The following is a 21,099-nucleotide window of genomic DNA, read 5'->3' as shown; positions in this document are numbered from 1 at the left end:
GCAGAAAGCCGATGGAGATATACTAGCAGTACAAATCTGGGGCTCCTTCTGATTCCCCCAAAAAGACGGCATCGCCAGTCCACCTTAGTTTTGCAGTTGACTGGTCCGAGGAAGTGAGCCTACTTCTAATTTTTATGGTGTTGAGTATATTACTTCTGTTATTTAAGACGTTTTTGGTGGCGCAGCAGACGAAGAAGCGGCCTTTCAGTAAATCGAAAAATAATTTCATTTACAGATATACACCCAATCACGCACAGGAAAATAAAAATATCAGACGGCACGACCTTATCTATTCCACCAACAACAAATAGCTTGCCAATAACAGCCAATACGAGAAGGTGGCTGAGATAAAGGCTATAGGAACTGTCACCAAGCGCGACCAGCCATGCGGGGAAGGTTAAATTTTTTTTTGCCCTTTCGAAAAAAAGCAGGCCTGCAACGAGTAGGACTGAGGGAACGCCCCATGAAACCCAACGAACAAACGGCAATGCGCTTACATTCGACAAAATGAACAAGGCTATCGAAAACACAATCATTGTAGCACTGAGAACGCTACTAAGAATCACACCCCGAGAAAAGATTACCCCAAGGATAAATCCACTGAAAAATTCCCAAAGGATGGGGTTAGTTATTACCTCACAGACAGGTCCTGCGGGCGAAGGGATCACTACCGTACAAAGAAAAAAGAAGCCGCCGAGTGCCCAAGGATAGATTTTTTCTGGGACAAGAAGCCCTGCAGCTACAAGTAAGTAAAAATACATTTCATACCACAGTGTCCAGGCCAACCCCATAAGAGGTGCTGTGTTGCCAGGCGTTGGCGTATACGGAATTAGAAACAAGGAGAAGCAGGCATCTCTCAATGAGAAAGAACGAGAGCTGAATGCGGAGGGCAGCAGTAATAGAAGAGCGATCAACACACCAGTCCATAACCAATACGGAGGAAAAATTCTAACCACTCGCTTTCGCAAAAAGGGCAAGATTTCTGCGAAGCCCCTTCTTGGGGTGTATGTGACTAGCGCCATGACAAGGCCGCTTATTACAAAAAAAATATCAACCCCAGAAGCTCCAAGCTGACGCGGATCAATACTGTTGAGAAAAGATGGCTCGAGGCCATATTTAATTTCATATCCCGACAGTTGCGACTGAGAATGGCGAATAAGCACCATAATTGAGGCAATAGCCCGTAGAACTTGAATAGAAGCAATTTTGTTCATTATGAACCTATCTAAGATTAGCAGAGATGACCTAACATGTCTCTTTATAATATAATTATTTTTATAGTAGGTTACAATAAGTTATTGTAGTCAGATTATGGAGCTGCCCCCGCTAAACCGAACACGCCAAGTTTTGCCGTTGGCTGGTCCGAACAAGTGAACTCATTTTTTCAGCGGGGGTGGCCTGAGCGACTTTAAATGCAAAAAGCTGCCCCTATCTACTCAGATGTCTTTTTGTTGTAGTGGCTTCGCTATTATCCTCGAATCCCACCAAATTTTCGCACAGATCAACCAAAGCATGTATGACGGTATGTAATTATGGCCGCGCATCGCTAAAAACATACCCATTTTAGACGCGAAAACGACGAGCTGCTACCTAAAGCAACTCGCCGTTTTTATTATGTATTAATGAAGAAGAGGGTGGGATTCGAGCTTTAACACAATTCACTGCTTTAATTGATAAGGGTCTTGCCTAGCCAAGCCGTTCAGGATTGGCTCCAAAGCTAGGTATACCAATAAAAAACAAGTATGCAACTCGCTCAAAAATCTCAGAGGCAAAATCCGGCAAATCGTGAGACTGTTTGCCGTTGCCTTGGATGCATGCAGATTGCGCAAATCGCCTGTGTTCACGCATCGCTAGCGGGCAATGCGCGGGCCAATTTCATTCGCCTGGGCCCGATGCAACATCCTCTTTTCCGGCTCATTTCCCTGCCCTGTGATTGTTGCGTGCCGCGCTCTCAGGAAAAAGGAATGTTTGTGCAATATATCACATCATAGTTGCAAAAAAATTTGTTGTTCAATCAATCAAAATATCATCTAAAATTCAATAAAACAGGCGTAAATTTAAAAATGAACAGGAAATAACACCTTATGTAAAAAAATAAGAATAACGAATTGAGTAATTGTTGCTATTTTCTTGATATGTCAATCGACGTAGTATACATTTGTTCACAGAACATACCTTAACCCATGCATGACAATTTACACTATAGTAGTCATGTATAACAAAAGGAGTCACGAATGAGTACGGAGCTTAAGAGGATGCATATGGGACAGATCACCTCGTTTTTTATTCCCAACGTCACTCTCGTCGGCGAGGGGTGTTCCAAAGAAATTCCTGATCGTCTGAAAAACATTGGCGGCGTCAAGCCCTTGCTTGTTACCGACCCAGGCATTGTCAACGCCGGTATACTCAGGCAGATCACCGACATCCTTGATGCTGCAAAAATGAAGTACGCCATATATGACAAGACTGTTCCCAACCCCACCGACAACAATGTTGTTGAGGCCTTTGGCGTATATAAAAAAGAAAAATGCGACAGCATCATTACGCTTGGCGGCGGCAGTTCGCACGACTGCGGCAAAGGCGTGGGTTTTCTTGCAAGCAACGGCGGCAAAATTCATGATTATGAAGGCGTGGACAAGTCCAAAAATCCCTTCCCGCCGTATGTAGCTGTCAACACCACGGCGGGCACGGCTTCGGAAATGACCCGTTTTTGCGTCATCACCGACACTTCCCGCAGAGTCAAAATGGCAATTGGCGACTGGCGCTGTACCCCCAGCGTGGCCATTGACGACCCGTTGCTGATGATGGGCATGCCCCCGGCACTGACCGCCGCTACGGGCATGGACGCGCTGACCCATGCCGTGGAGGCCTATGTTTCCATTGCGGCGACCCCCATGACCGACGCCTGCGCTGAAAAATCCATGGAATACGTCAACCGTTATCTGCGTCGTGCAGTGGCCAACGGCCGGGACAAAGAAGCCCGCGAGGGCATGTGTTACGCGCAGTATCTGGCCGGCATGGCCTTCAACAACGCAAGCCTGGGGTATGTGCATGCCATGGCGCACCAGCTTGGGGGTTTTTATGACCTGCCCCACGGCGAATGCAACGCCATTCTGCTGCCGCATGTGTGCGAATACAATCGCATTTCCAGCCGACGCCGTTTTGGCCGCGTTGCTCAGCTACTGGGCGAGCTGACGCAGGGCATCAGCGCCGATGAAGCCTCGCGCAAGGCCATTACCGCCATCAACATTCTGTCCAGGGACGTGGGCATTCCCGAGGGCCTGGTTGCCCTGGGCAAAAAGTACGGTAAGGACGTGCGCGAAGCCGACATCCCCACTATGACCGCCAATGCCCAAAAGGATGTCTGCTGCTTTACCAACCCCCGTACCATGACCGATGCGGACGTGGCTGCCGTGTACAAGGCGGCCATGTAATAACGGGCTGAATACCGGTATTGCCGACTTTGGCCGTTGCGCAGCGCAACGGGCAACACGGCGCTACCCGAAAGATGCAGTGTAAAAACCGGCGCGAAATATCCACGCCGGTTTTTGACTTTACCCCACTGCGCATACCACCTGTAAGTTAGTGGTTTCCAATGGGTTGCAGGTTATATTTTTTCGCGAAATTCTTCCGGTGTCAGCTAGCCCTATGAGCTGTATGGTCGCTGCTGGTTGTAATCCTGTCGCTATGCTTCAACCGTTCTTCGTGCATCGTGCAGGGACAGAAATACATTCTAATTTAAACACTCATCCCGGAATTTTCCGTTAAAGCTTTCAATGTGCCCATTATCCGTGGGCCTCAAGGGCGAGTAAACTCAATCTGCACACCGTGCTCAAAAGCCTATGCATCCAAGGTGTTACCACAAAATTGTGGACCGTTATCAATCTTCCTACGCTGCAGCAATCTTGCTTAACGGGTAGCTTTTCAAGCACACGCCCCCCCGAACTCCAAGCAACGATATATCCACTGCAAGTGTCCTAGCTTGAGCGAGGTTAATCTTGTTGTGGTCGTTGTCATCTTTGCTCAAGTAATCGTGGTCGCTATCTCAACAACAACTTCTCCATATCTTCTGAGACATACATAAATGATTGAGGGGGATGAAATTTGGGAAAGCGTTGCCTGAGTTCTGCAAGAGGCGTTGAGTGGGGCAGGACGGTAAATTCATCAAAATATATAGACGTTCCCACTTCTTTACCGGAAAGATAAGCAAAAAAATAATCTTGGGATAGCGCAGAAATCCGCCCAACCTGTTTCCATAGCTGAGCAACGGGCAACCTATGAACCTCTTTCACCTCAAAAAAGCCAATTACATGTCGCTTCGGAGTCGGTACATATACGTATACTCTGGAGACCCCATCTGGAAACATTCGTCTTATCTCAGCCCTCTTTTTCCCGTTTATGATGCTTTCCACATATTTTTGCCTGATCGAGATCAGGATGCTTTGTCTATCGGACATCGCGGAATCCTAACTGGTATATCATTTCAAAAGTTTTTGATTCAATACGGTATGGTGAAACCGTCAAAAGTTTTCTAACTTCGCTCTCCGCAATAATTTCCGCGAGTTTCTTGAGGGGAACAGGCGTCTTGAACACCTCAGTTTTTGAGAAGGAGATTGCCATCATCTCCTTGTGCGGATCACCCCCCGCAGTCTCAAGGATATTCTTCCAAGAATAGACCCCGAATCGTTCATATCTGGGAAAAAGGTTCTTTACTGGAGCAATATCAACTTCGTCAATCAGTGAAATTCCAACAGCACATTTATTCGGCCCAGGATGCTTATTTTGACTGACATACCACACAATCCTGGCGGGTTGATTGATCATCGTTCCTTTACTGTGCCGATAGTATACACGACGCGTTTGCAGAATGTGCTCTGGGGTTCCGAACAATAAACCTTGAAAGTCTTTTGCTGTAATCAATTGCTTTGCCCATTGGGGCTGTATCGGCACGATGTAAGTTGGAATGTCCAGCCCCTGAATTTTGGCTGGCCAAAGAATGCGCTCCACTGCGAACAAAGACTGAGCAGAAAGCATCTCATCGTCTACGGCGTTGATGCCTAGTCGATTGAAAGCTTGTTGCGGAGTGATAAGCCCCTTCTCAACGGGCTTTACAAGCCCTTTGTTTGTCTGCTGAAACGCCGCCTTGAGTAAAGCCGAGACAACAAGTTCTCCGCAATCGTTATCGGTCACCACTATCTCGGTGGCTCCCATTTCAACGGCATTTAGCAAAATTTTTTCTATGATATGAATACTTATGGTGTGGAGGTGATTTGCAAATTGCTTTAGCCGAAGGAATTGGATAACGAGTTGTTGTCCTTTCATAGAGCTGATGAGAATGCCTACTTCATCCCCGTCAATGCAGATGCGTAGCAATGAGTACTCGGATATTAGCGCGGGATTGATAGTCGTTTTGGCTTTGAACTCGTGTTTTCTCTCCCCGCTTGCCTTGTATTTTCTGAACAAATTAGAATGACGATACTCTCCGATCGGGCGGAATTGAATTTCAGACTGAGGTAGGTAGGCAGGGTAGTAAAGGTCTTTCCCTTGATCATTGCAGTAATTAACCACAAACTCCGTAGGGGTGTACAAATGTATACCAAATTTTCTTGCAATTTCATCTGAATGACTGATTATCTTCGTATCATTTGTTATAAAACTGTATGCTCTATTGTAAATTGCAGAGGCTATTTGGTTTGCGTCATATCGATGTTTTTCGCCGACAATTGCTACTACACTTTCTGTAAGTTCATGATTTTGACATTTATCAACTACGCTAAATGAATTTAATAAATCCCTTGTATGTTGCCTTTTTATTTTGTCTGAACTCCTATTCACCTCATTGAAAGAGTAACGAGAGATGCGGTAATCAATTTCATCAGAATATGTAAATGTCAACAGCGATTCGGATACGATGTCGTTTTCTAATTTCGCAGCGATGAGAACGTTAAGGTCTAATACAACGAAAATTTTGACTGAGTCCGGCATCAAAGAGAGAAGCGTTGGTTGCAGGGCAAGTTCCCAAATCGTCAGAGTTGTCTCCTTGCTCCCTCGTCCGGCGGTTTCTGCACGGGCAATAAACCCATTTTTTTCCCAAAAAACGTCTATACCGTAGTCTCGTCTACATCGGACAGTTATACGGTTCATATGGGATGTGTGTTGTTTCAGATGAGAAATGAGTTCTTCAGCAATGCCCTGTCTTCGGGCATCCGGCCGCACACAAACATGTGCCAGCCTACACACGAGGTTTTGCTTCTGAGCAAAGAGAACATAACCGAGAACTTCATTGGACTCGGAAACAGCAACAATAATGTTGCCTCTTGCTGCGTAGTCCTCAAAGGCGTTTTCAGGTAGAAAGCCGAGGGTTTTCTTCTGACTGTCGCCAAGAGAGATCACGTCGGGGAGCAAGTCCCTTTTTTCGGTGATGTTGTGTATTGAGTACTTCATACTGGCATGCTTGCTTGCTGATTTTAATATCAAGTCTTAGATCAAAAGCATAGCTTGGTAGGACTTCTTAATCATACCCACCGGTCTCTCACACCAGCACGGCATCTTCGTCCAACATAGTCAACAGGAAATCGTACAGCTCTAAAAACAACCCATCTAGCTCAGAATCATCGCCGAGGCCAGCCCTTCGCTGCTCAAGGAAATACACCAATGTCGGAGCTACAGATGGCTAAGACGACTCTATCCCACACATATCTAGCAGATTGAAGACATCCCACACATACTCGCATTTGTGGCAACGCGCAGCATTGCCAGCAGAAGTGGGGTCGGGAAACTGGACCATAAGGTGGACGTAAGAAGCCAAAGAAGGCTTTTATGTTTAAACCGAGAAGAAAGTTCACCGCCAAGTCTAAGAGCCGCTTCCTCCTGGATGCCTTGTTCGGGTAAGGTCAGATTCACTCAAATTTTCCCCGCAGATCGAATCAAAGTATGTAGAAGGTATGTATTTTGTTCGCACACTCGCTAAAAACATACCCTTTTTGAACGCGAAAACGGCGCGTTGCTATCTAAAGCAACACGCCGTTTTTATTACGTATTAATGGCGGAGAGGGTGGGATTCGAACCCACGTAGGAGCTATTAACCCCTAACTCGATTTCGAGTCGAGCGCGTTACGGCCGCTTCGCTACCTCTCCGCAGGCCACAAAGGGCGTTGGGCACCCCGCTTGCAGCCGAAGGCGGTATATAGCTTATCTTTGTATGAAAGGCAATGCTTCTGTCGCAAAGATGCCGCATGCGGCCTTTATTTGAACCAGAGGGGTAACCGTTGGCCGTTTTCGCTCCATACCCAGCGCACGTCAGCCCCGCATAAAAAAAGTTCTCTGCAGGCTTGGCCTCGGTTCATCCCGACATTTCACATCAACGTCCGCAGCAGAGCCTGCGGCAGTCTTGGTTGGGGCTTCCCCGGCTTTGCCCCAAATTGCGCGGGAAAAGTCAGCGTGTCATATTTAGCCCGGCTCCGGCCGCTGTTTCTGCAGCATCGCCCACCGCATCCGGCCCGGCATCAGCGCAAGCGCTCGCCGTTACGGCGCGCCACGGTGGCTAATGCTTGTCCAGCGCCGCCATCACCTCAAGCGCGTCGGCCTGTTCAGGGTCTGTCTGCAGGGCACGCAGGGCCGCATCTTCCGCTGCCTGTTTTTTGTGCCAGACAAGATACAGTTTTGCCATTTTGCCAAAGGTGGAGGCGTGCCCGCCAAAGGTTCGCAGCACGGCCTTGTACACCTTCTCGGCCTTTTCGTATTCCCGCAGTTCCATCCAGGCCGCCACGGCCCCGCTGTATGCCGCCGAATCGCGCGGCTGCAGGCTGATGGATTCCTCGTACATGGCGGCGGCCTCGGCAAACAGTCCGGCAGCGGCAAAAATCTGGCCCATCTGCAGTCGAATGCCTTCCTCGTCGCTGAATTCTTCCACCATGCGCTTCAAGAAGGCGCGCCCCTTGGCCACCTGCCCCTCGCGCAAAAAATCCAGCCCACTGCTGATGAGCTGTTTTTTACGCGCCAGCCGTACTTCGGCCTCCTGCTGCAACGACTGCTCCGCCGCAGTTTGCAAAATTTTCGCCAACCCATCCAGCACGGTAGAGAGCGCGGCCTCCTTGCCCGGCTGCAGGGTGATGCTGCGAGGCTTGCCCGTATGGCAGGGGTCAAGCAGAGGCTGCAGCATGCTGTGCCGCACCACGGTCGCCAGAAAGTCGCCGATCTGGATATCAAGCTCCGCCCTGACCGAGCGCAGCAGTTTTATTTCCGCAAGCTGGCGCACGGCTTCGCTCATGGTCAAAAGCGCACGCTCAACCTCGTCGCGCCGCAGATACCCGGTGGCACGGGCGATGTTTTCCCGAATTTCTTTTGGAGCAGTGGTCAACATGCCAAACTCTCCTTCAGCCAGTGCTGCCGCACGGTTTGAGAGTTTTCCCGCAAAATACGCAAGGCCGCGTCTGGCACAAGAAAATCCACGTTGCGACCCGCCAGCCACAACTGCCGCACCCGCGAGGCGCTCACCGCCAGCCACGGCAAAGAAAGAAAATGCGCCAGCCCTCCCCCCGGCAATGCCACGCACGCGCACGAGGGCAGCACGGACGGGCGCGGATGAGCCTGCGGCCAGAGCGTTTTTGCTGCGGCGATAAAATTTTCTGCTGTGTGCCCCCTACGGGGCACAACGACAAAATTGCACAGCCGGGGCAGCTCCACCCCCCTGTGCCAGGTGGAAAGCGTGGCAAAATCCGGGCTGCCCAGAATAAAATAAAAATCCGTGCCCGGCTCGGCTTCACGGTAGGCGCACAGGGTATCCCAGGTGAACGACGGCCCCTGCCGCAGCGCCTCCACGCGGTTGCAGCGCAGCCAGGGCAGATTTGCCGCGCAGGCTTCCACCATGCGGGCGCGCAGCTCAAAGGGCAGCATGCCTTGCTGCGCCTTGTGGGGCGGCACGGCGCAGGGAACCATATCCACTCCCTGCACAAGGCCTCCCAGAGCTTCACGCACCTCAATGGCCAGACGCATGTGCCCTACATGGGGCGGATTAAAACTGCCGCCCAAAATGGCTCTGCCCGGCGGATGGGAGGCCGTTTCGGTCATTTAACGGCGCACCTGCCCCTGCCCCAGCACCACAAACTTGGTGGTGGTCAGCTCGTCCACGCCCATGGGGCCGTAGGCATGCAGCTTTGAGGTTGAAATGCCAATCTCCGCGCCCAGACCAAGCTGCCCGCCGTCGTTGAAGCGGCTGGAAGCGTTGACCGCCACCATGGAGGCGTCCGCCTCGCGCAAAAAACGCATGGCGTGCTCGTGGTTGTTGGTGCAGATGATTTCCGTATGGTTTGAACCGTAACGGGCGATGTGGTCCAGCGCCGCATCCATGTTTTCCACCACGCGCACGGCAAGAACCAGCGCGTGAAATTCCTGCCCCAGGTCGTCGGGCTGCTGGGCCACGGCGGTCGCCCCCAGCAGGGGCAGGGACGCCGGGCATGCGCGAAACTCCACCCCAGCCGCGCCAAGCCTGGCCCCGACCTTGGGCAAAAAGACTCCAGCCGCATCACGGTGCACCAGCAGACATTCCAGCGCATTGCACACGCCGGGGCGCTGCACCTTGCCGTTAAACACGATCTCCACAGCGGCGTCGAGGTCGGCGCCCGCGTCAATATACGCGTGGCACACGCCCTTGAAATGCTTGAGCACCGGCATGGTGGCCGCTTCGGTCACCGCCCGCACAAGGCCCTCGCCCCCACGCGGAATAATCACATCAATATAACGGTCGAGCTTGCACAGGGCATTGACGGCTTCGTGCCCCGGTATGGAGACAAGCTGCGCGGCATCGCCCGGCAACCCGGCCTGGACCAGGGCGTCGCACAGGGCTTTGGCCAGCGCGATATTTGAGCGCAGGGCCTCGCTGCCCCCGCGCAGAATAACCGCATTGCCCGCCTTGATGCACAGGATGGCGGCGTCTATGGTTACGTTGGGTCGCGCCTCGTAGATCATGGCGATTACGCCAAGCGGCACGCGCATACGCCCCACCAGCAGGCCGTTGGGCCGCTGCCACTGACGCTCGGTGGCTCCCACGGGGTCGGGCAGGTTGGCCACGTGGCGGCAGGCCGCGCGCATTTCTTCCATAATGGCAGGGGTGAGCGTAAGTCGGTCAAGCCGGGGCGCATCCTGCCCCGCTGCACGGGCAGCCTCAAGATCCGCTGCATTGGCCGCCAGAATTTCGGGCTCGCGATCCTGCAGCAGCTTGGCCAGGCCCAAAAGGGCCTGCGTTTTGGCATCGGGGTGCGCCTTGGCGATGGCCCTGGCGGCTTCCTTAGCCCGCGCTCCGAGGCGCGACATTTCTTCTGCAGGCGTCATGCGTGCTCCTTGTGGTAGTGGCCGTGGCCGCGCAGGCAGCCTGACCAGAGGATATTTGTTTTGACAGAGGGGTTGATTCTGGCCTAAGAAAAAAGCTTCCGTCCAGCTCCGCCGATGATACGCGCGCAGGGCAAATGCGCGGAAAAACAACGGCGGTTCCGCCTCCCTGTAAGGAGTTTTGATACATGAATCCGCAAAAGAATCAAGGCGTGGAGGAATCCCCCCTGCTGCGCGACCTGCAGGCCGAAGTCAGCTCAGAAAGCGCCCCCATGCTCCAGTTTATGCTGCGCCACGCTGGCACCATAGCCAGTATTGTGGTGCTGTTCGTACTGGTGCTGGCTGGCACGGGCATCTGGCGCTGGTACACCACGTCCAAAAACGACGAGGCCCGCCAGTCACTGGCCCGCATTGTGCTGCAAACCAGCGGCCCAGCCCAGATCAAGGAGCTTGCCGCCCTGGCCGAAAAAGCCCCTGCAGATGTGCGGTTTTCCGTCTATCTTGCCCTGGGGCAAAGCGCCATGAGCAATGGCGACAATGCCGCTGCGGCGGATGCCTTTGCCAAGGCCGCCAAAGAGGGAAAAAGCTCCCTTGCGCTGGTGGCAGGCATGAACGAAGCGGGGGCCCTGCTCAAGGCTGGCAAATATGCCGAGGCGCTGGCCGCGCTGCAAAAGCTGCAGTCGTCACTGCCCGGCGAGGTTACCGCTCCCCAGCTCAAGCAAATGACGGCCGAGGCCGCCGTGGTCGCGGGGCAGCCGGAGCAGGCGGCACGTATGTATCTGGCCCTTGCACGCGAGGCTCAGGGCCTCAACAGCGAATATTTTCGCGCCCGCGCCACCGCGCTTGCCCCCAAGATTGTTGATGAAGAAGCAGCCCAGGCCGCAAGCCCGGCGGCGCCAGACGGCGGGGCCGATAAAGCCCCCGGCAAAGCTCAGTAAATATCTCTTCGCAAGCCCGCGCATGTGCAAACAGCGCGGGCTTGCGTCATTGTAGGCGGGGCCGCATGGGCCGCGCCATTTTGTATCCAGTTGCGGTTCAGGCGGCACGTCTGGGCCTGGAGGGAACATGAGCAATAATCCGCTGTTGCAGGGCGCTCGCGGCGAGCGTCACCTGCTGTTGGGAAACGAGGCCATCGTGCGCGGCGCGCTTGAAGCGGGCGTGCACATGGTCAGCTGTTACCCCGGCACGCCGTCCTCGGAAGTGCCGGACACGTTCCACCGCCTTGGCGGCGAAGGCCGCTACAGGCTGGAATATTCCGTCAATGAAAAGGTCGCCATGGAAGTGGCCGCCGGTGCGGCCCTGGGCGGCGCCATGAGCCTCGTCACCATGAAGCACGTGGGCGTCAACGTGGCCGCCGACCCGATGTTCACATCCGCATACACGGGTCTGCCCGGCGGCATGGTGGTGCTCACAGCCGACGACCCCGGCTGCCACTCGAGCCAGAACGAGCAGGACAACCGCACCTATGCCCGTTTTGCCCAGCTGCCCTGTTTTGAGCCCGCCTCGGCTCAGGAAGCCAAGGACATGACCCGCGAGGCCTTTCGCCTTGCCCGCGAGCTTCAACAGCCGGTGATGCTGCGCACCACCACCCGCATCAGCCACCTGCGCGGCGCTGTGGATTTTGACGATCTGCCCGCAGCCCAGCCCAAGGTTGAATTCAAGCGCGACCCAGGCCGTTTTGTGCCAGTGCCCGCCGTTGCCCGCAAGCGCCATGTGGCCCTTGACGGCATCATAGAAAAGGCCCGCCAGTTTGCTGAATCCAGCCGGTTCAACACCGTGCGCGAGCCGCAGACGCCCACGCGCCTTGGCATCATCACCAGCGGCGTGGCGCGCGACTATCTGTCCGACGCCCTTGCCGTGGGCGGATGGGGAGACCGCGTGCGCGTGCTTGAGCTTGGCATGACCTGGCCCCTGCCCACGGGCATGATTACCGAATTTTTGCACGGCTGCGATCGCGTGCTGGTGCTCGAAGAAGGCGTTGACCTTCTGGAGCAGGACATCCGCGCCATGGTGCAAAAGCACGATATCCGCGTGCGCATTGAAGGCAAGGATGCAGGCCTCACCGGTCAGGGCGAGTATTCCACAACCCTGGTCATGCGCCGCATTTCCTCCTGGCTGGACACCCCCTGCCCGGCCAAGCCAGTGCGAAGCGTAGACCTGGAGCTGCCCGGACGCCCGCCGAACCTCTGCGCCGGTTGTTCGCACCGCGCAGTCTACTATGCCGCGCGGCAGGTATTTGGCGACGACGCCTACTACTCCAGCGACATTGGCTGCTACACCCTTGGTCTGCTGCCGCCCCTGCGCACGGCTGACTTTCTGGTGTGCATGGGCTCCTCGGTTTCCGCAGGCAGCGGCTTTGCCCGTGCTTCCGGAAAACCCGTGGTGGCCTTTATCGGTGATTCCACGTTTTTCCATTCCGGCATGACGGGTCTGGCCAATGCGGTGTTTAACCAGCATGACATCATTCTGGTCATTCTGGACAACGGCACGACGGCCATGACAGGGCACCAGCCCAACCCCGGCATGATTCAGGACATGCTCGGCTCCATGAGCCAGCACATGGATATTGAAGCCATCGTGCGGGCCATGGGCGTTACCCAGTGCGCCAAGGTGCGCTCGTTCAACGTCAAGGCCGTCGCCAAGGCGCTGGAAGAAATGAAGGCCCAGACCGGCGTGCGGGTACTTATTACTGAAGAGCCCTGCGTGCTTTACGCCCGCCGTCAGCTCAAAAAGGCCCAACCCCAGGTGGCCGAGGTGGCCCAGCAGGGGCCGGAAGCCATGCGCTGCCTTGAGCAATTGGCCTGCCCCGCCTTTTACCGCGAGGGCGACAATCTTGCTGTGGATGCCACACTCTGCACGGGCTGCATGGTCTGTCTGCAGGTTGCGCCTACGGCCTTTAAGGCGCGGAAACGGTAGGGAGCGCAAATATTATGAAGACACAAGAAATGCAAAAGCGGATGCGTATATTCTTTACCGGCGTTGGCGGTCAGGGCACCCTGACGGCCACGACCCTGCTGGCCCGCACGGCTCTTGAAGCCGGGCTTGAGGTTGTGGCAGGCGAGGTGCACGGCATGGCTCAGCGCGGCGGCGTGGTGGAATCTGTCATGCTGCTCGGCGGCTGGCGCTCGCCCAAGCTTGATCTGGGCGAAGCCGACGTGCTGCTGGGCTTTGAACCACTCGAAACCCTGCGCGCCCTGCCCTATCTGCAGCCAGGCGGCGCTGTTTTTTCCAGCAGCGACCCCCTGCCCCCGCTCAGCGTTTCGCTGGGCAAGGCAGTGTACCCCGACATGCAGCAGATCATGGAAAGAACCCGTCAGGTCGCCGGACAGTGCCATTTTGTGGCCTGCCGTGATCTTGGCCTGCAGGCCGGATCAGTGCAGAGCGGCAACACCGTGCTGCTGAGCGTGGTCTGCGCCTCTGGCGTACTGCCCTTTGGCGTGGACGCTCTGGAAGCGGCCATAAAAAAATTCCTGCCGCCCAAGCTGCAGGAATCCAACCTTAAAGCCCTGGAACTGGGAAAGGCCTACCTCAACAGGTAGCCAGCCCCGGCCAGACAAACTGAACGCTTCACAGGTGGAGCCTCCTGCAGGAGGCTCCATTTTTTATTCTGGGCCAGGCTTGCTACCCGCTCGCCCCGCCGGGTGCCTGCTGCTCCGTCGTCTAAAGTCAGCACTGCTGCATCTGTTCAATAAGGCCTTCAAGATTTCGCGCCTGCGCGGAAAGCCCCGTAACCGCGCGGGAGGCAGTGCTCATGGCCGCTGCCGTCTGGCGCGACAGGTCGGTTACCTCGCCGATGGTGCGGTTGATCTGGTTTGTCGCCACAGCCTGCTGCTCGCTTGCCGTAGCAATGGCGCTGACCTGGCTGGCGGTTTCCTCCACGGTGCCCACAACGGCCTCAAGCGCCTGCCCAGACTGCTGGGCAGCCTCCGTCGCCACGGCGATGCCCTGCACTGCTTCTTGCACCGATTGCGCGCTGCAGGCCACGCTGTGCTGGATGGCCTTGATGGCCGTATCCACATCGTGGGTTGAGGCCATGGTTTTTTCCGCCAGTTTGCGCACCTCGTCGGCCACCACGGCAAAGCCGCGCCCGGCATCGCCAGCCCGCGCGGCCTCGATGGCGGCATTGAGCGCCAGCAGGTTGGTCTGGTCCGCAATGTCTGAAATAACATTCATAATACGGGTAATGGCCTGCGCGTGCCCGCCAAGCTGCTCCATGTCGTCCTTGAGACGTAGCGAGGTAGAACGCACTTTTTCAATGCTTTGCAGGGCATTTTGCACCACCTTGGAGCCAGCTTCGGCCCGTGAGCGCGTCGCCGCGGAGGAATCCGAAGCCACGGACGCATTGTGCGCAACCTCGCCCACCGTGGCATTCATCTGCTCCATACCGGTAGCGGCTTCTGCCAGTCTTTGCGCAGTGCTGTCCGCGCTTTCTTCCGCCTGCCGGATGGTGTCGCTCACCTGCCCGGATGCCGTTGCCACCACATGGGTTACTTCCTCCAGCGCTTCGGCCACCTGCTGCATGGCCTCGCTTTTTGCCCGAGCGTCGCGCTCGGCGGCCTCAGCCTGCAGCAGGGCGGCGTTGGCCCGTACGGATTCTTCCCGTGCTTTTTCCGACTCGCAGCGCGCGCTGGCTATATGAGCCTGCAGCGCCTGAACCATGAGCACCAGCGAGGCATATACGCCCTGCTGGCGGCCAGAGGACTCCAGCTCGTAATCTCCTGCGGCCACTCGTCCAGCAATAAGCTGCAGCTGCGCAGGGTCTTTGCCCAGCTGGCGCTTGATGGCCAGCGTGATGCCCGCTGTTACGGCAATGCTGAACAATATGCCAACCAGGGCCAGAGCTGCCCCGGCGATCCGCGATTTGCGGGCTATATCCTGCGCGCTGGCCGCCGCTGCCTGACTGCGCTCCACATCGTGCTGCACCAGTTGGTCAAAATAGCGGGCAAGGCGAATAAAATCGGCCCTGCTGCGGGTAAACAGGGCGATGGAACCGTCCGTGTCGCCCTCGCCCGCAAGACGGATGATTTCTTCTCGGGTGGTCTCATCAGCGCGCATCTGGGCGACAATATTATTCCACAATTCGTCATCCACGGGTTCCCCTGCCTGCTTGCGCGTCTGCATCAGGGCCTGATAGGCTTCTGCATGGTTGGCAAACTGCTTGAGGGCGCGCTTGATGCGGTCGCGGTATTCGGCAATGGTTACGCGGTCGGTGTGCGGGGTAAGCGCCGCCAGATCGGACCGCGCCGAGTACAACATGGCGGCCATGGTTTGCACCGCCACAAGCGAGGGAAGATACTGCTGGTCCATGTGACTGACGGCGCGGTCGATGCGGTCCGTATTGACAAAATATACGCCAAACAGGGCAAGCATAAGCACAATGATGCTGCTGAACGAAAGAACTAATTTCGTGGTCAGCTTCATGAAGACTCCCGTGGGGCTTGTTTGTGTGGGGGCGAGCGTAGCGGAAAGGCAAGTGAGGGCTATGCTTCAAGCTGATAATTGCTGCCCTGTATGCGCTTGCACTGCTTTTTCAGCGCTGCCGCGGCTCGCGCCAGATCAAAACTGCTTTGATAATTGTTGGCCCGAACGCCGACAATGGTCAGGGACATGAGAGGAAAGCGCTCTTCAACATTACTGCGGCTTTTGCCCTCAATGTAACCACGCTGCACGTCTTCCGCGCTGTAGAATGCGGGGACACTCTCGTTAAAGGCCTTGATGATGGTTTCGCACACGCCCTGCGCTGTACGCCCGTCGGCAACCGCGATAAAGTCGTCGCCGCCTATATGACCCACAAAATCGTCTTCGGCGGCGCTCTCCTTGATAATGGAAGAGAGGCGCTTTAAGGCGCGATCGCCATTTTTAAACCCGTATTTGTCGTTGTAAGCCTTGAAATTGTCTATGTCGAAATAGAGCACAATTCTGGGCAGACCAAGGCGCACGAGCCTCTCCAGCTCGATATCAATAAGAGCATTGCCCGGCAGCTCTGAAAGGGGATTGAGCTGACGGGCATTGGCCACCTCAAGTTCGATGCTTTTTTCCAGCAGCTCCTTGACTGTTACAACGCCCTGATACCGGCCCTCGCGGGTGACGGTGACAAAATCATACAGTTTGGCGTCGTCGCGCCGCATGGCCTGTCTGGCCACAAGATCAATTGTGCACTGATGGTCAACACTCAAAAAAGATCTGTCCATTACGGCTTCCACGGCCTTGTCCGCAAAAAGGGAAAAGCCGAACCTGCCGCTGAGCTGCTCGTGCAGGCGGTTGCGGGTGAGGGCCCCCACGGGCACTTCGCCCATGACCACGCAAAGCCCGTTGAGCTTGCTGTTGTTTTCAAACAGCTCGACAACCGTGCGAATGGGCGTATGCGGGGGTATAACCGTGCCCGACCTGCATATGTGCCGCACATGAAATTTGTGAACGCGTGCCCCAAAAAAGCGGTTTTTTATCTTGTTTTCGCGGTGGATGACCTGCATGGCTGCGGGCTCAACCACGCGCGGCGAGGGCGACGGCTTGCGAATAAAATAGCCCTGCCCATAGGGCACATCAAAGCTGATGAGGGTTGCCAGCTCCTCCTCCGTCTCAATGCCCTCTGCAATGATGCGGGTATTGGTGAGCGCGGCAAACTCCTGCATGCTCTTGATCAGGGCTTGGCGTGTGAGGTCTTTGTCCACGCCGCGTATAAGCTGCATATCGAGCTTGATAAAGTGGGGCTGAACGTCCGAAATGAGGTTGAGGCCAGAGTAGCCAGCGCCGGCGTCGTCAATGCTGATCTGGTAGTTCTGCCCCTTGTAGTGCTCAATTATCTGCTTGAAGCCGCGCAGGTTTTCCACCGACTCGCGCTCGGTGATTTCAAAAACAATATCCTCGGCACTGATGGCAAAACGGGTGAGATATTCCTTGGTAAAGCCCATGCCAAAATGCGGATCCTGAATGATGTTGGGATTCACATTGAGGAAAAGCCGAATGCCCGTAGGCATCTGCCTGGCGGCACGCAGCGCGCTGCGCCGGAAAAGATGCTCAAGTTCCAGCATGCAGCCGTTTTCAAGCGCGCACTGAATCAGCGTTTCTGGATTTTCAAGCAGTGTGCCCGCAGGGCCGCGCCCCAGGGCCTCATACCCAAAAACAGCGCCGTCCCGGAGTGAAACAATAGGCTGCAGAACGCTGGTGATTTCCTGATTGTGCAGGACGTCCAAAAAGGCCTGCCGGTCGGTCTCCTCAACAGGAACGCGGGCTGGGGTGCTGCTCTCCGGGGCATCCACGGGCAGACACATGGAAACTGACGGCGGAGCAAGGGCAGGCGCACAGCGCAACTGCGCCTGCAAATGAGGCATGTGCCCCACTGTCAGAGGAAGGTCACAAAAAGTTTCATCAAACAAGTCTTGCGCGGAAGAATCGGGCATGACCCCCTCCACATAATGTGAATACATGGCCAGATTATGGACAATCCTGCTAGGCGGGACGGGGGAGACTGCGTGCGGTGATAATGGCTTGCGGCATGCGGCTCGGCAACCGCAGTTTGGCCCTCGTCTTTGCCACCAACATCACTAAGCCGATACTATGGCGGATCCGTTACAATAATAATTGATTTTGACGGCAAAAATATTTGCTCAATGCTAATGAACAGGCTTTCTTACTAAGCTGCAGTAGCATTCAGCAGTCAGTGTGACGGTTGCATGACGGGCAATATGTCGCCAGGGTTACAGGCGATGGATGGTGCGCATGCGAGGTGCTGCAGGTGATTCCTGCCTGTCTTTAACTGCACGGCATCAGAAGCTTAGGCTGTGGGTTGCGTTCATTGGCCATTAACATCCCGACACCAGAAGCAGGTTGTGGGGGTAGCTTTCCTTTGACTCGCCGGAGCGGAGCGGGTTGCCGCCCTCCGGGCGTGATCGTTCGCCGGTCGGCGAAGTTTGGGACGCCTGCGCGGCGCACGGCATTGCGGCACTCAAGACGGCCCCTAAGCTGTGCACGAAGTCAGCGGCATCAACTACGATGATACTTGCATTTGCCTTTTACATCCCGACACCAGAAGCAGGTTGCGGAGTAACCTTCCGTTGACTCGCCGGAGCGGAGCGGGTTGCCGCCCTCCGGGCGTGATTGTTCGCCGGTTGGCGAAGTTTGGGACGCCTGCGCGGCGCACGGCAAGGTGGGGCCGGTTATGGGGCTTCGCCCCCTTCGCGGCCCCCCTTGCATCCCCCCCGAAGCACCCCCAGGAAAAGTTTTCAGCTTCCTTGGGCTAGCGAGGGCACGCGGCTTTAGCTGCGGGAGCTTCCTTCCCTCGCTACGCTCGCTCAGGTGATCTCCCTCCGCACCGCGTAAATGCCAAAGTCCGCTGCCGCTTTGAATGTTATTCCGCTTCAGCCAATAACCACTGTCCGCTGCAATGATTGAAAGTCTGGAGCTAGACCAGCTCCACTCGTGTTCAAAAATTGCTCGCGCTGTTTATCAACTGTCTTCACGTTTCGCACAGTAAAATTTACGGATTGTAGCGGCGCTTTCATCTGCCTTTGAGTTGCACGGCATCAGAAGCGTAGGCTGCGGGTTGCTTTCATTGGCAATTAACCGCCCGGCAGCAGAAGCAGGTTGAGGGGTAACCTTCCTTTGACTCGCCGGAGCGGCGCGAGGCGATGGTTGGTGTTAGGGGAATTTGCAAAATACGTATTTTTCTGGTCTGGCAAGGAAAAAGCATTTTTTTAAGCGCAGCGTACTCAAGTACGTGAGCATTAAAAAAATGCTTTTGACGCCGCCAGACCAAAAAAGGCGGGTTTGCATAAATGCGCCTGACGGGCTCACCAAAAACCACGGGTGAAAGGTTTTCCTCCCGAGTGATCAGCCTGCACTGGGAATATTGCCGCCCTCCGGGCGTGATCGTTCGCCGGTTGACGAAGTTTGGGACGCTTTACGCGGCGCACGGCATTGCGGCACTCAAGACTGCCCTTGAGCTGTGCACGAAGTCAGAAGAACTGACTACGATGTTACTTCCATTTGCCTTTCGCAGCCCGTCACCAGAAGCAGGTTTTGGGGGGGTAACCTTCCTTTGACTCGCCGGAGCTGGGCGGGTTGCCGCCGTTCGGGCGTGATCGTTCGCCGGTTGGCGGAATTTGGGACGCCTTACGCGGAGCACAACATTTGCGGCACTCAAGACTGCCCTTAAGCTGTGCACGAAGTCAGCGGCATAAACTATGATGATACTTGCATTTGCCTTTTACATCCCGACACCAGAAGCAGGTTGTGGGGTAGAATTCCTTTGACTCGCCGGAGCGGAGCGAGGCGATGGTTGGTGTTAGGTGAATTTGCAAAATACGTATTTTTCTGGTCTGGCAAGGAAAAAGCATTTTTTAAAGCGCAGCGTACTCAAGTACGTGAGCATTAAAAAAATGCTTTTGACGCCGTCAGACCAAAAAAGGCGGGTTTGCGTAAATGCGCCTGACGGGCTCACCAGAAACTGTAGGCAAGGGATTTCAAATGGGAGCAGGCCTAAGGGATGCGGTGGTTCAGGGAAGAAGGAAGTGGTGCAAAAGGAAGTGATGAAAAGGGATGCAGGAAGGAAGCGACGACGGAACACGGCAGGGCGTTGCAGGTACTGCTGGCCTGGTCAAACTACAGGCAGCGGCTGCGGGGCGTATGTGGGGGCCGGAGGAGGCGAAGCAGGGCAAGGGAAGCGCAACAAAACACAAAGCCCCTTGCGCTAGCAGCAGCAAGGGGCTTTGGAGCAATCGTTGACAGCGGCCTACTTTCCCACATGACGTTATGCAGTATCATCGGCGATGGAGAGCTTAACTTCCGAGTTCGGAATGGGATCGGGTGTACCCTCTCCTCCATGGCTATCAACGAAATTTGTCAAAAATATTAATTGACAGGGACGGAAGGAGTTTTTTTCAAAAACAAGCCTCACGGGCTATTAGTACTGGTCAGCTGCACGCCTCGCGGCGCTTCCACCTCCAGCCTATCAACGAGGTAGTCTACCTCGGCCCTTTAGGGATTGCTCCAGGGAGAACTAATCTTAAGGCAGGCTTCCCGCTTAGATGCTTTCAGCGGTTATCCCTTCCGCACATAGCTACCCTGCTGTGCCGTTGGCACGACAACAGGTCCACCAGGGGTGCGTCCATCCCGGTCCTCTCGTACTAGGGACAGGCCCTTTCAATTCTCCAGCGCCCACAGAAGATAGGGACCAAACTGTCTCACGACGTTTTAAACCCAGCTCGCGTACCACTTTAAACGGCGAACAGCCGTACCCTTGGGACCTGCTTCAGCCCCAGGATGTGATGAGCCGACATCGAGGTGCCAAACCGCATCGTCGATGTGAACTCTTGGATGCGATCAGCCTGTTATCCCCGGCGTACCTTTTATCCAATGAGCGATGGCCCTTCCATTCGGGACCACCGGATCACTAACACCTACTTTCGTACCTGCTCGAGATGTCTCTCTTGCAGTCAAGCTCCCTTATGCGTTTGCACTCGACGGCTGGTTTCCAATCAGCCTGAGGGAACCTTTGCATGCCTCCGTTACTCTTTAGGAGGCGACCGCCCCAGTCAAACTACCCACCAGACACTGTTCCCTCACCGGATAACGGTAGAGGGTTAGGGACCTGAAAAAACAAGGGTGGTATTTCAACAATGACTCCCCCCATACTAGCGTACAGAGTTCACAGTCTCCCACCTATCCTACACATGCAGTTCCAAATCCCAATGTCAAGCTATAGTAAAGGTGCACAGGGTCTTTCCGTCTTTCTGCGGGTACACGGCATTTTCACCGCGACTTCAATTTCACCGA

At 55.1% G+C, this 21,099-nt stretch carries 12 protein-coding genes, 1 tRNA gene, 2 rRNA genes and 1 pseudogene (1 of these 16 only partly in view); 4 read left to right on the top strand and 12 right to left on the bottom strand.

What is annotated here, in order from left to right; translation table 11 throughout:
* Nucleotides 1-158: 158 nt before the first annotated feature.
* The gene (locus DDIC_RS02050) at nt 159-1,214 is read right to left on the bottom strand and encodes an acyltransferase family protein (RefSeq protein WP_136398908.1); all 1,056 of its coding nucleotides are present in this window, start codon (nt 1,212-1,214) and stop codon (nt 159-161) included.
* A gap of 1,020 nt (nt 1,215-2,234) precedes the next feature.
* Between DDIC_RS02050 and DDIC_RS02045 the strand changes: the two genes are divergently transcribed.
* Nucleotides 2,235-3,434: an iron-containing alcohol dehydrogenase gene (locus DDIC_RS02045; RefSeq protein ID WP_136398907.1), complete on the top strand. Its 1,200-nt coding sequence runs from the start codon at nt 2,235-2,237 to the stop codon at nt 3,432-3,434.
* A 254-nt stretch (nt 3,435-3,688) separates the two neighbouring features.
* On the opposite strand, the pseudogene DDIC_RS13915 reads toward DDIC_RS02045, so the two are convergent.
* The 7 genes and pseudogenes from DDIC_RS13915 to DDIC_RS02010 all read right to left on the bottom strand — a co-directional run.
* Nucleotides 3,689-3,888 (bottom strand): annotated as a pseudogene (locus DDIC_RS13915) (integrase core domain-containing protein); the annotation flags it as partial.
* A gap of 152 nt (nt 3,889-4,040) precedes the next feature.
* Nucleotides 4,041-4,457, bottom strand: coding sequence for an ASCH domain-containing protein (locus DDIC_RS02035; RefSeq protein WP_136398906.1), 417 nt, complete (start codon nt 4,455-4,457; stop codon nt 4,041-4,043).
* Nucleotides 4,447-6,444 carry a GNAT family N-acetyltransferase gene (locus DDIC_RS02030; RefSeq protein ID WP_136398905.1) on the bottom strand — a complete coding sequence of 666 codons (1,998 nt, stop codon included), beginning with the start codon at nt 6,442-6,444 and terminating at the stop codon, nt 4,447-4,449. Before DDIC_RS02030 ends, DDIC_RS02035 begins: the two co-directional genes overlap by 11 nt.
* 599 nt (nt 6,445-7,043) lie before the next feature.
* A tRNA-Ser gene (locus DDIC_RS02025) sits at nt 7,044-7,137 on the bottom strand.
* Between the two features lie 406 nt (nt 7,138-7,543).
* Nucleotides 7,544-8,362, bottom strand: a complete 819-nt coding sequence (locus DDIC_RS02020) for a tetratricopeptide repeat protein (RefSeq protein WP_136398904.1) — start codon at nt 8,360-8,362, stop codon at nt 7,544-7,546.
* Nucleotides 8,356-9,069, bottom strand: coding sequence for a nicotinate (nicotinamide) nucleotide adenylyltransferase (gene nadD / locus DDIC_RS02015; protein ID WP_136398903.1), 714 nt, complete (start codon nt 9,067-9,069; stop codon nt 8,356-8,358). Before nadD ends, DDIC_RS02020 begins: the two co-directional genes overlap by 7 nt.
* Complete coding sequence (locus tag DDIC_RS02010) at nt 9,070-10,329, bottom strand: glutamate-5-semialdehyde dehydrogenase (RefSeq protein WP_136398902.1); 1,260 nt, start codon at nt 10,327-10,329, stop codon at nt 9,070-9,072.
* A gap of 185 nt (nt 10,330-10,514) precedes the next feature.
* On the opposite strand from DDIC_RS02010, the gene DDIC_RS02005 reads away from it, so the two are divergent.
* From DDIC_RS02005 to DDIC_RS01995, 3 genes are all read left to right on the top strand, one after another.
* Complete coding sequence (locus DDIC_RS02005) at nt 10,515-11,264, top strand: tetratricopeptide repeat protein (protein WP_136398901.1); 750 nt, start codon at nt 10,515-10,517, stop codon at nt 11,262-11,264.
* A gap of 127 nt (nt 11,265-11,391) precedes the next feature.
* Nucleotides 11,392-13,242, top strand: a complete 1,851-nt coding sequence (gene iorA, locus DDIC_RS02000) for an indolepyruvate ferredoxin oxidoreductase subunit alpha (protein WP_136398900.1) — start codon at nt 11,392-11,394, stop codon at nt 13,240-13,242.
* Nucleotides 13,243-13,256: 14 nt separating this feature from the next.
* Nucleotides 13,257-13,865, top strand: coding sequence for an indolepyruvate oxidoreductase subunit beta (locus DDIC_RS01995; RefSeq protein WP_136398899.1), 609 nt, complete (start codon nt 13,257-13,259; stop codon nt 13,863-13,865).
* Nucleotides 13,866-13,992: 127 nt separating this feature from the next.
* Here DDIC_RS01995 and DDIC_RS01990 read toward each other — a convergent pair whose 3' ends face one another.
* From DDIC_RS01990 to DDIC_RS01975, 4 genes are all read right to left on the bottom strand, one after another.
* Nucleotides 13,993-15,747 carry a methyl-accepting chemotaxis protein gene (locus DDIC_RS01990; protein ID WP_136398898.1) on the bottom strand — a complete coding sequence of 585 codons (1,755 nt, stop codon included), beginning with the start codon at nt 15,745-15,747 and terminating at the stop codon, nt 13,993-13,995.
* A 59-nt stretch (nt 15,748-15,806) separates the two neighbouring features.
* Complete coding sequence (locus DDIC_RS01985) at nt 15,807-17,657, bottom strand: bifunctional diguanylate cyclase/phosphodiesterase (RefSeq protein ID WP_168732438.1); 1,851 nt, start codon at nt 17,655-17,657, stop codon at nt 15,807-15,809.
* A 2,386-nt stretch (nt 17,658-20,043) separates the two neighbouring features.
* Nucleotides 20,044-20,158, bottom strand: a 5S ribosomal RNA gene (gene rrf, locus DDIC_RS01980).
* A gap of 48 nt (nt 20,159-20,206) precedes the next feature.
* Nucleotides 20,207-21,099, bottom strand: a 23S ribosomal RNA gene (locus DDIC_RS01975); it runs 2,041 nt beyond the window's last position.

Source organism: Desulfovibrio desulfuricans (genome assembly GCF_004801255.1).
Lineage (GTDB): Bacteria > Desulfobacterota > Desulfovibrionia > Desulfovibrionales > Desulfovibrionaceae > Desulfovibrio > Desulfovibrio desulfuricans_C.
This window is presented reverse-complemented; position numbering and strand designations above follow the sequence as displayed.

What these genes read in the sequence shown, in the direction of transcription:
- DDIC_RS01990 (WP_136398898.1), bottom strand. Translation starts at nt 15,747, where the DNA reads ATGAAGCTGACCACGAAATTAGTTCTTTCGTTCAGCAGCATCATTGTG.
- DDIC_RS02020 (WP_136398904.1), bottom strand. Translation starts at nt 8,362, where the DNA reads ATGTTGACCACTGCTCCAAAAGAAATTCGGGAAAACATCGCCCGTGCC.
- iorA (WP_136398900.1), top strand. Translation starts at nt 11,392, where the DNA reads ATGAGCAATAATCCGCTGTTGCAGGGCGCTCGCGGCGAGCGTCACCTG.
- DDIC_RS01985 (WP_168732438.1), bottom strand. Translation starts at nt 17,657, where the DNA reads ATGCCTCATTTGCAGGCGCAGTTGCGCTGTGCGCCTGCCCTTGCTCCG.
- DDIC_RS01995 (WP_136398899.1), top strand. Translation starts at nt 13,257, where the DNA reads ATGAAGACACAAGAAATGCAAAAGCGGATGCGTATATTCTTTACCGGC.
- DDIC_RS02030 (WP_136398905.1), bottom strand. Translation starts at nt 6,444, where the DNA reads ATGAAGTACTCAATACACAACATCACCGAAAAAAGGGACTTGCTCCCC.
- DDIC_RS02010 (WP_136398902.1), bottom strand. Translation starts at nt 10,329, where the DNA reads ATGACGCCTGCAGAAGAAATGTCGCGCCTCGGAGCGCGGGCTAAGGAA.
- DDIC_RS02045 (WP_136398907.1), top strand. Translation starts at nt 2,235, where the DNA reads ATGAGTACGGAGCTTAAGAGGATGCATATGGGACAGATCACCTCGTTT.
- DDIC_RS02050 (WP_136398908.1), bottom strand. Translation starts at nt 1,214, where the DNA reads ATGAACAAAATTGCTTCTATTCAAGTTCTACGGGCTATTGCCTCAATT.
- nadD (WP_136398903.1), bottom strand. Translation starts at nt 9,069, where the DNA reads ATGACCGAAACGGCCTCCCATCCGCCGGGCAGAGCCATTTTGGGCGGC.
- DDIC_RS02005 (WP_136398901.1), top strand. Translation starts at nt 10,515, where the DNA reads ATGAATCCGCAAAAGAATCAAGGCGTGGAGGAATCCCCCCTGCTGCGC.
- DDIC_RS02035 (WP_136398906.1), bottom strand. Translation starts at nt 4,457, where the DNA reads ATGTCCGATAGACAAAGCATCCTGATCTCGATCAGGCAAAAATATGTG.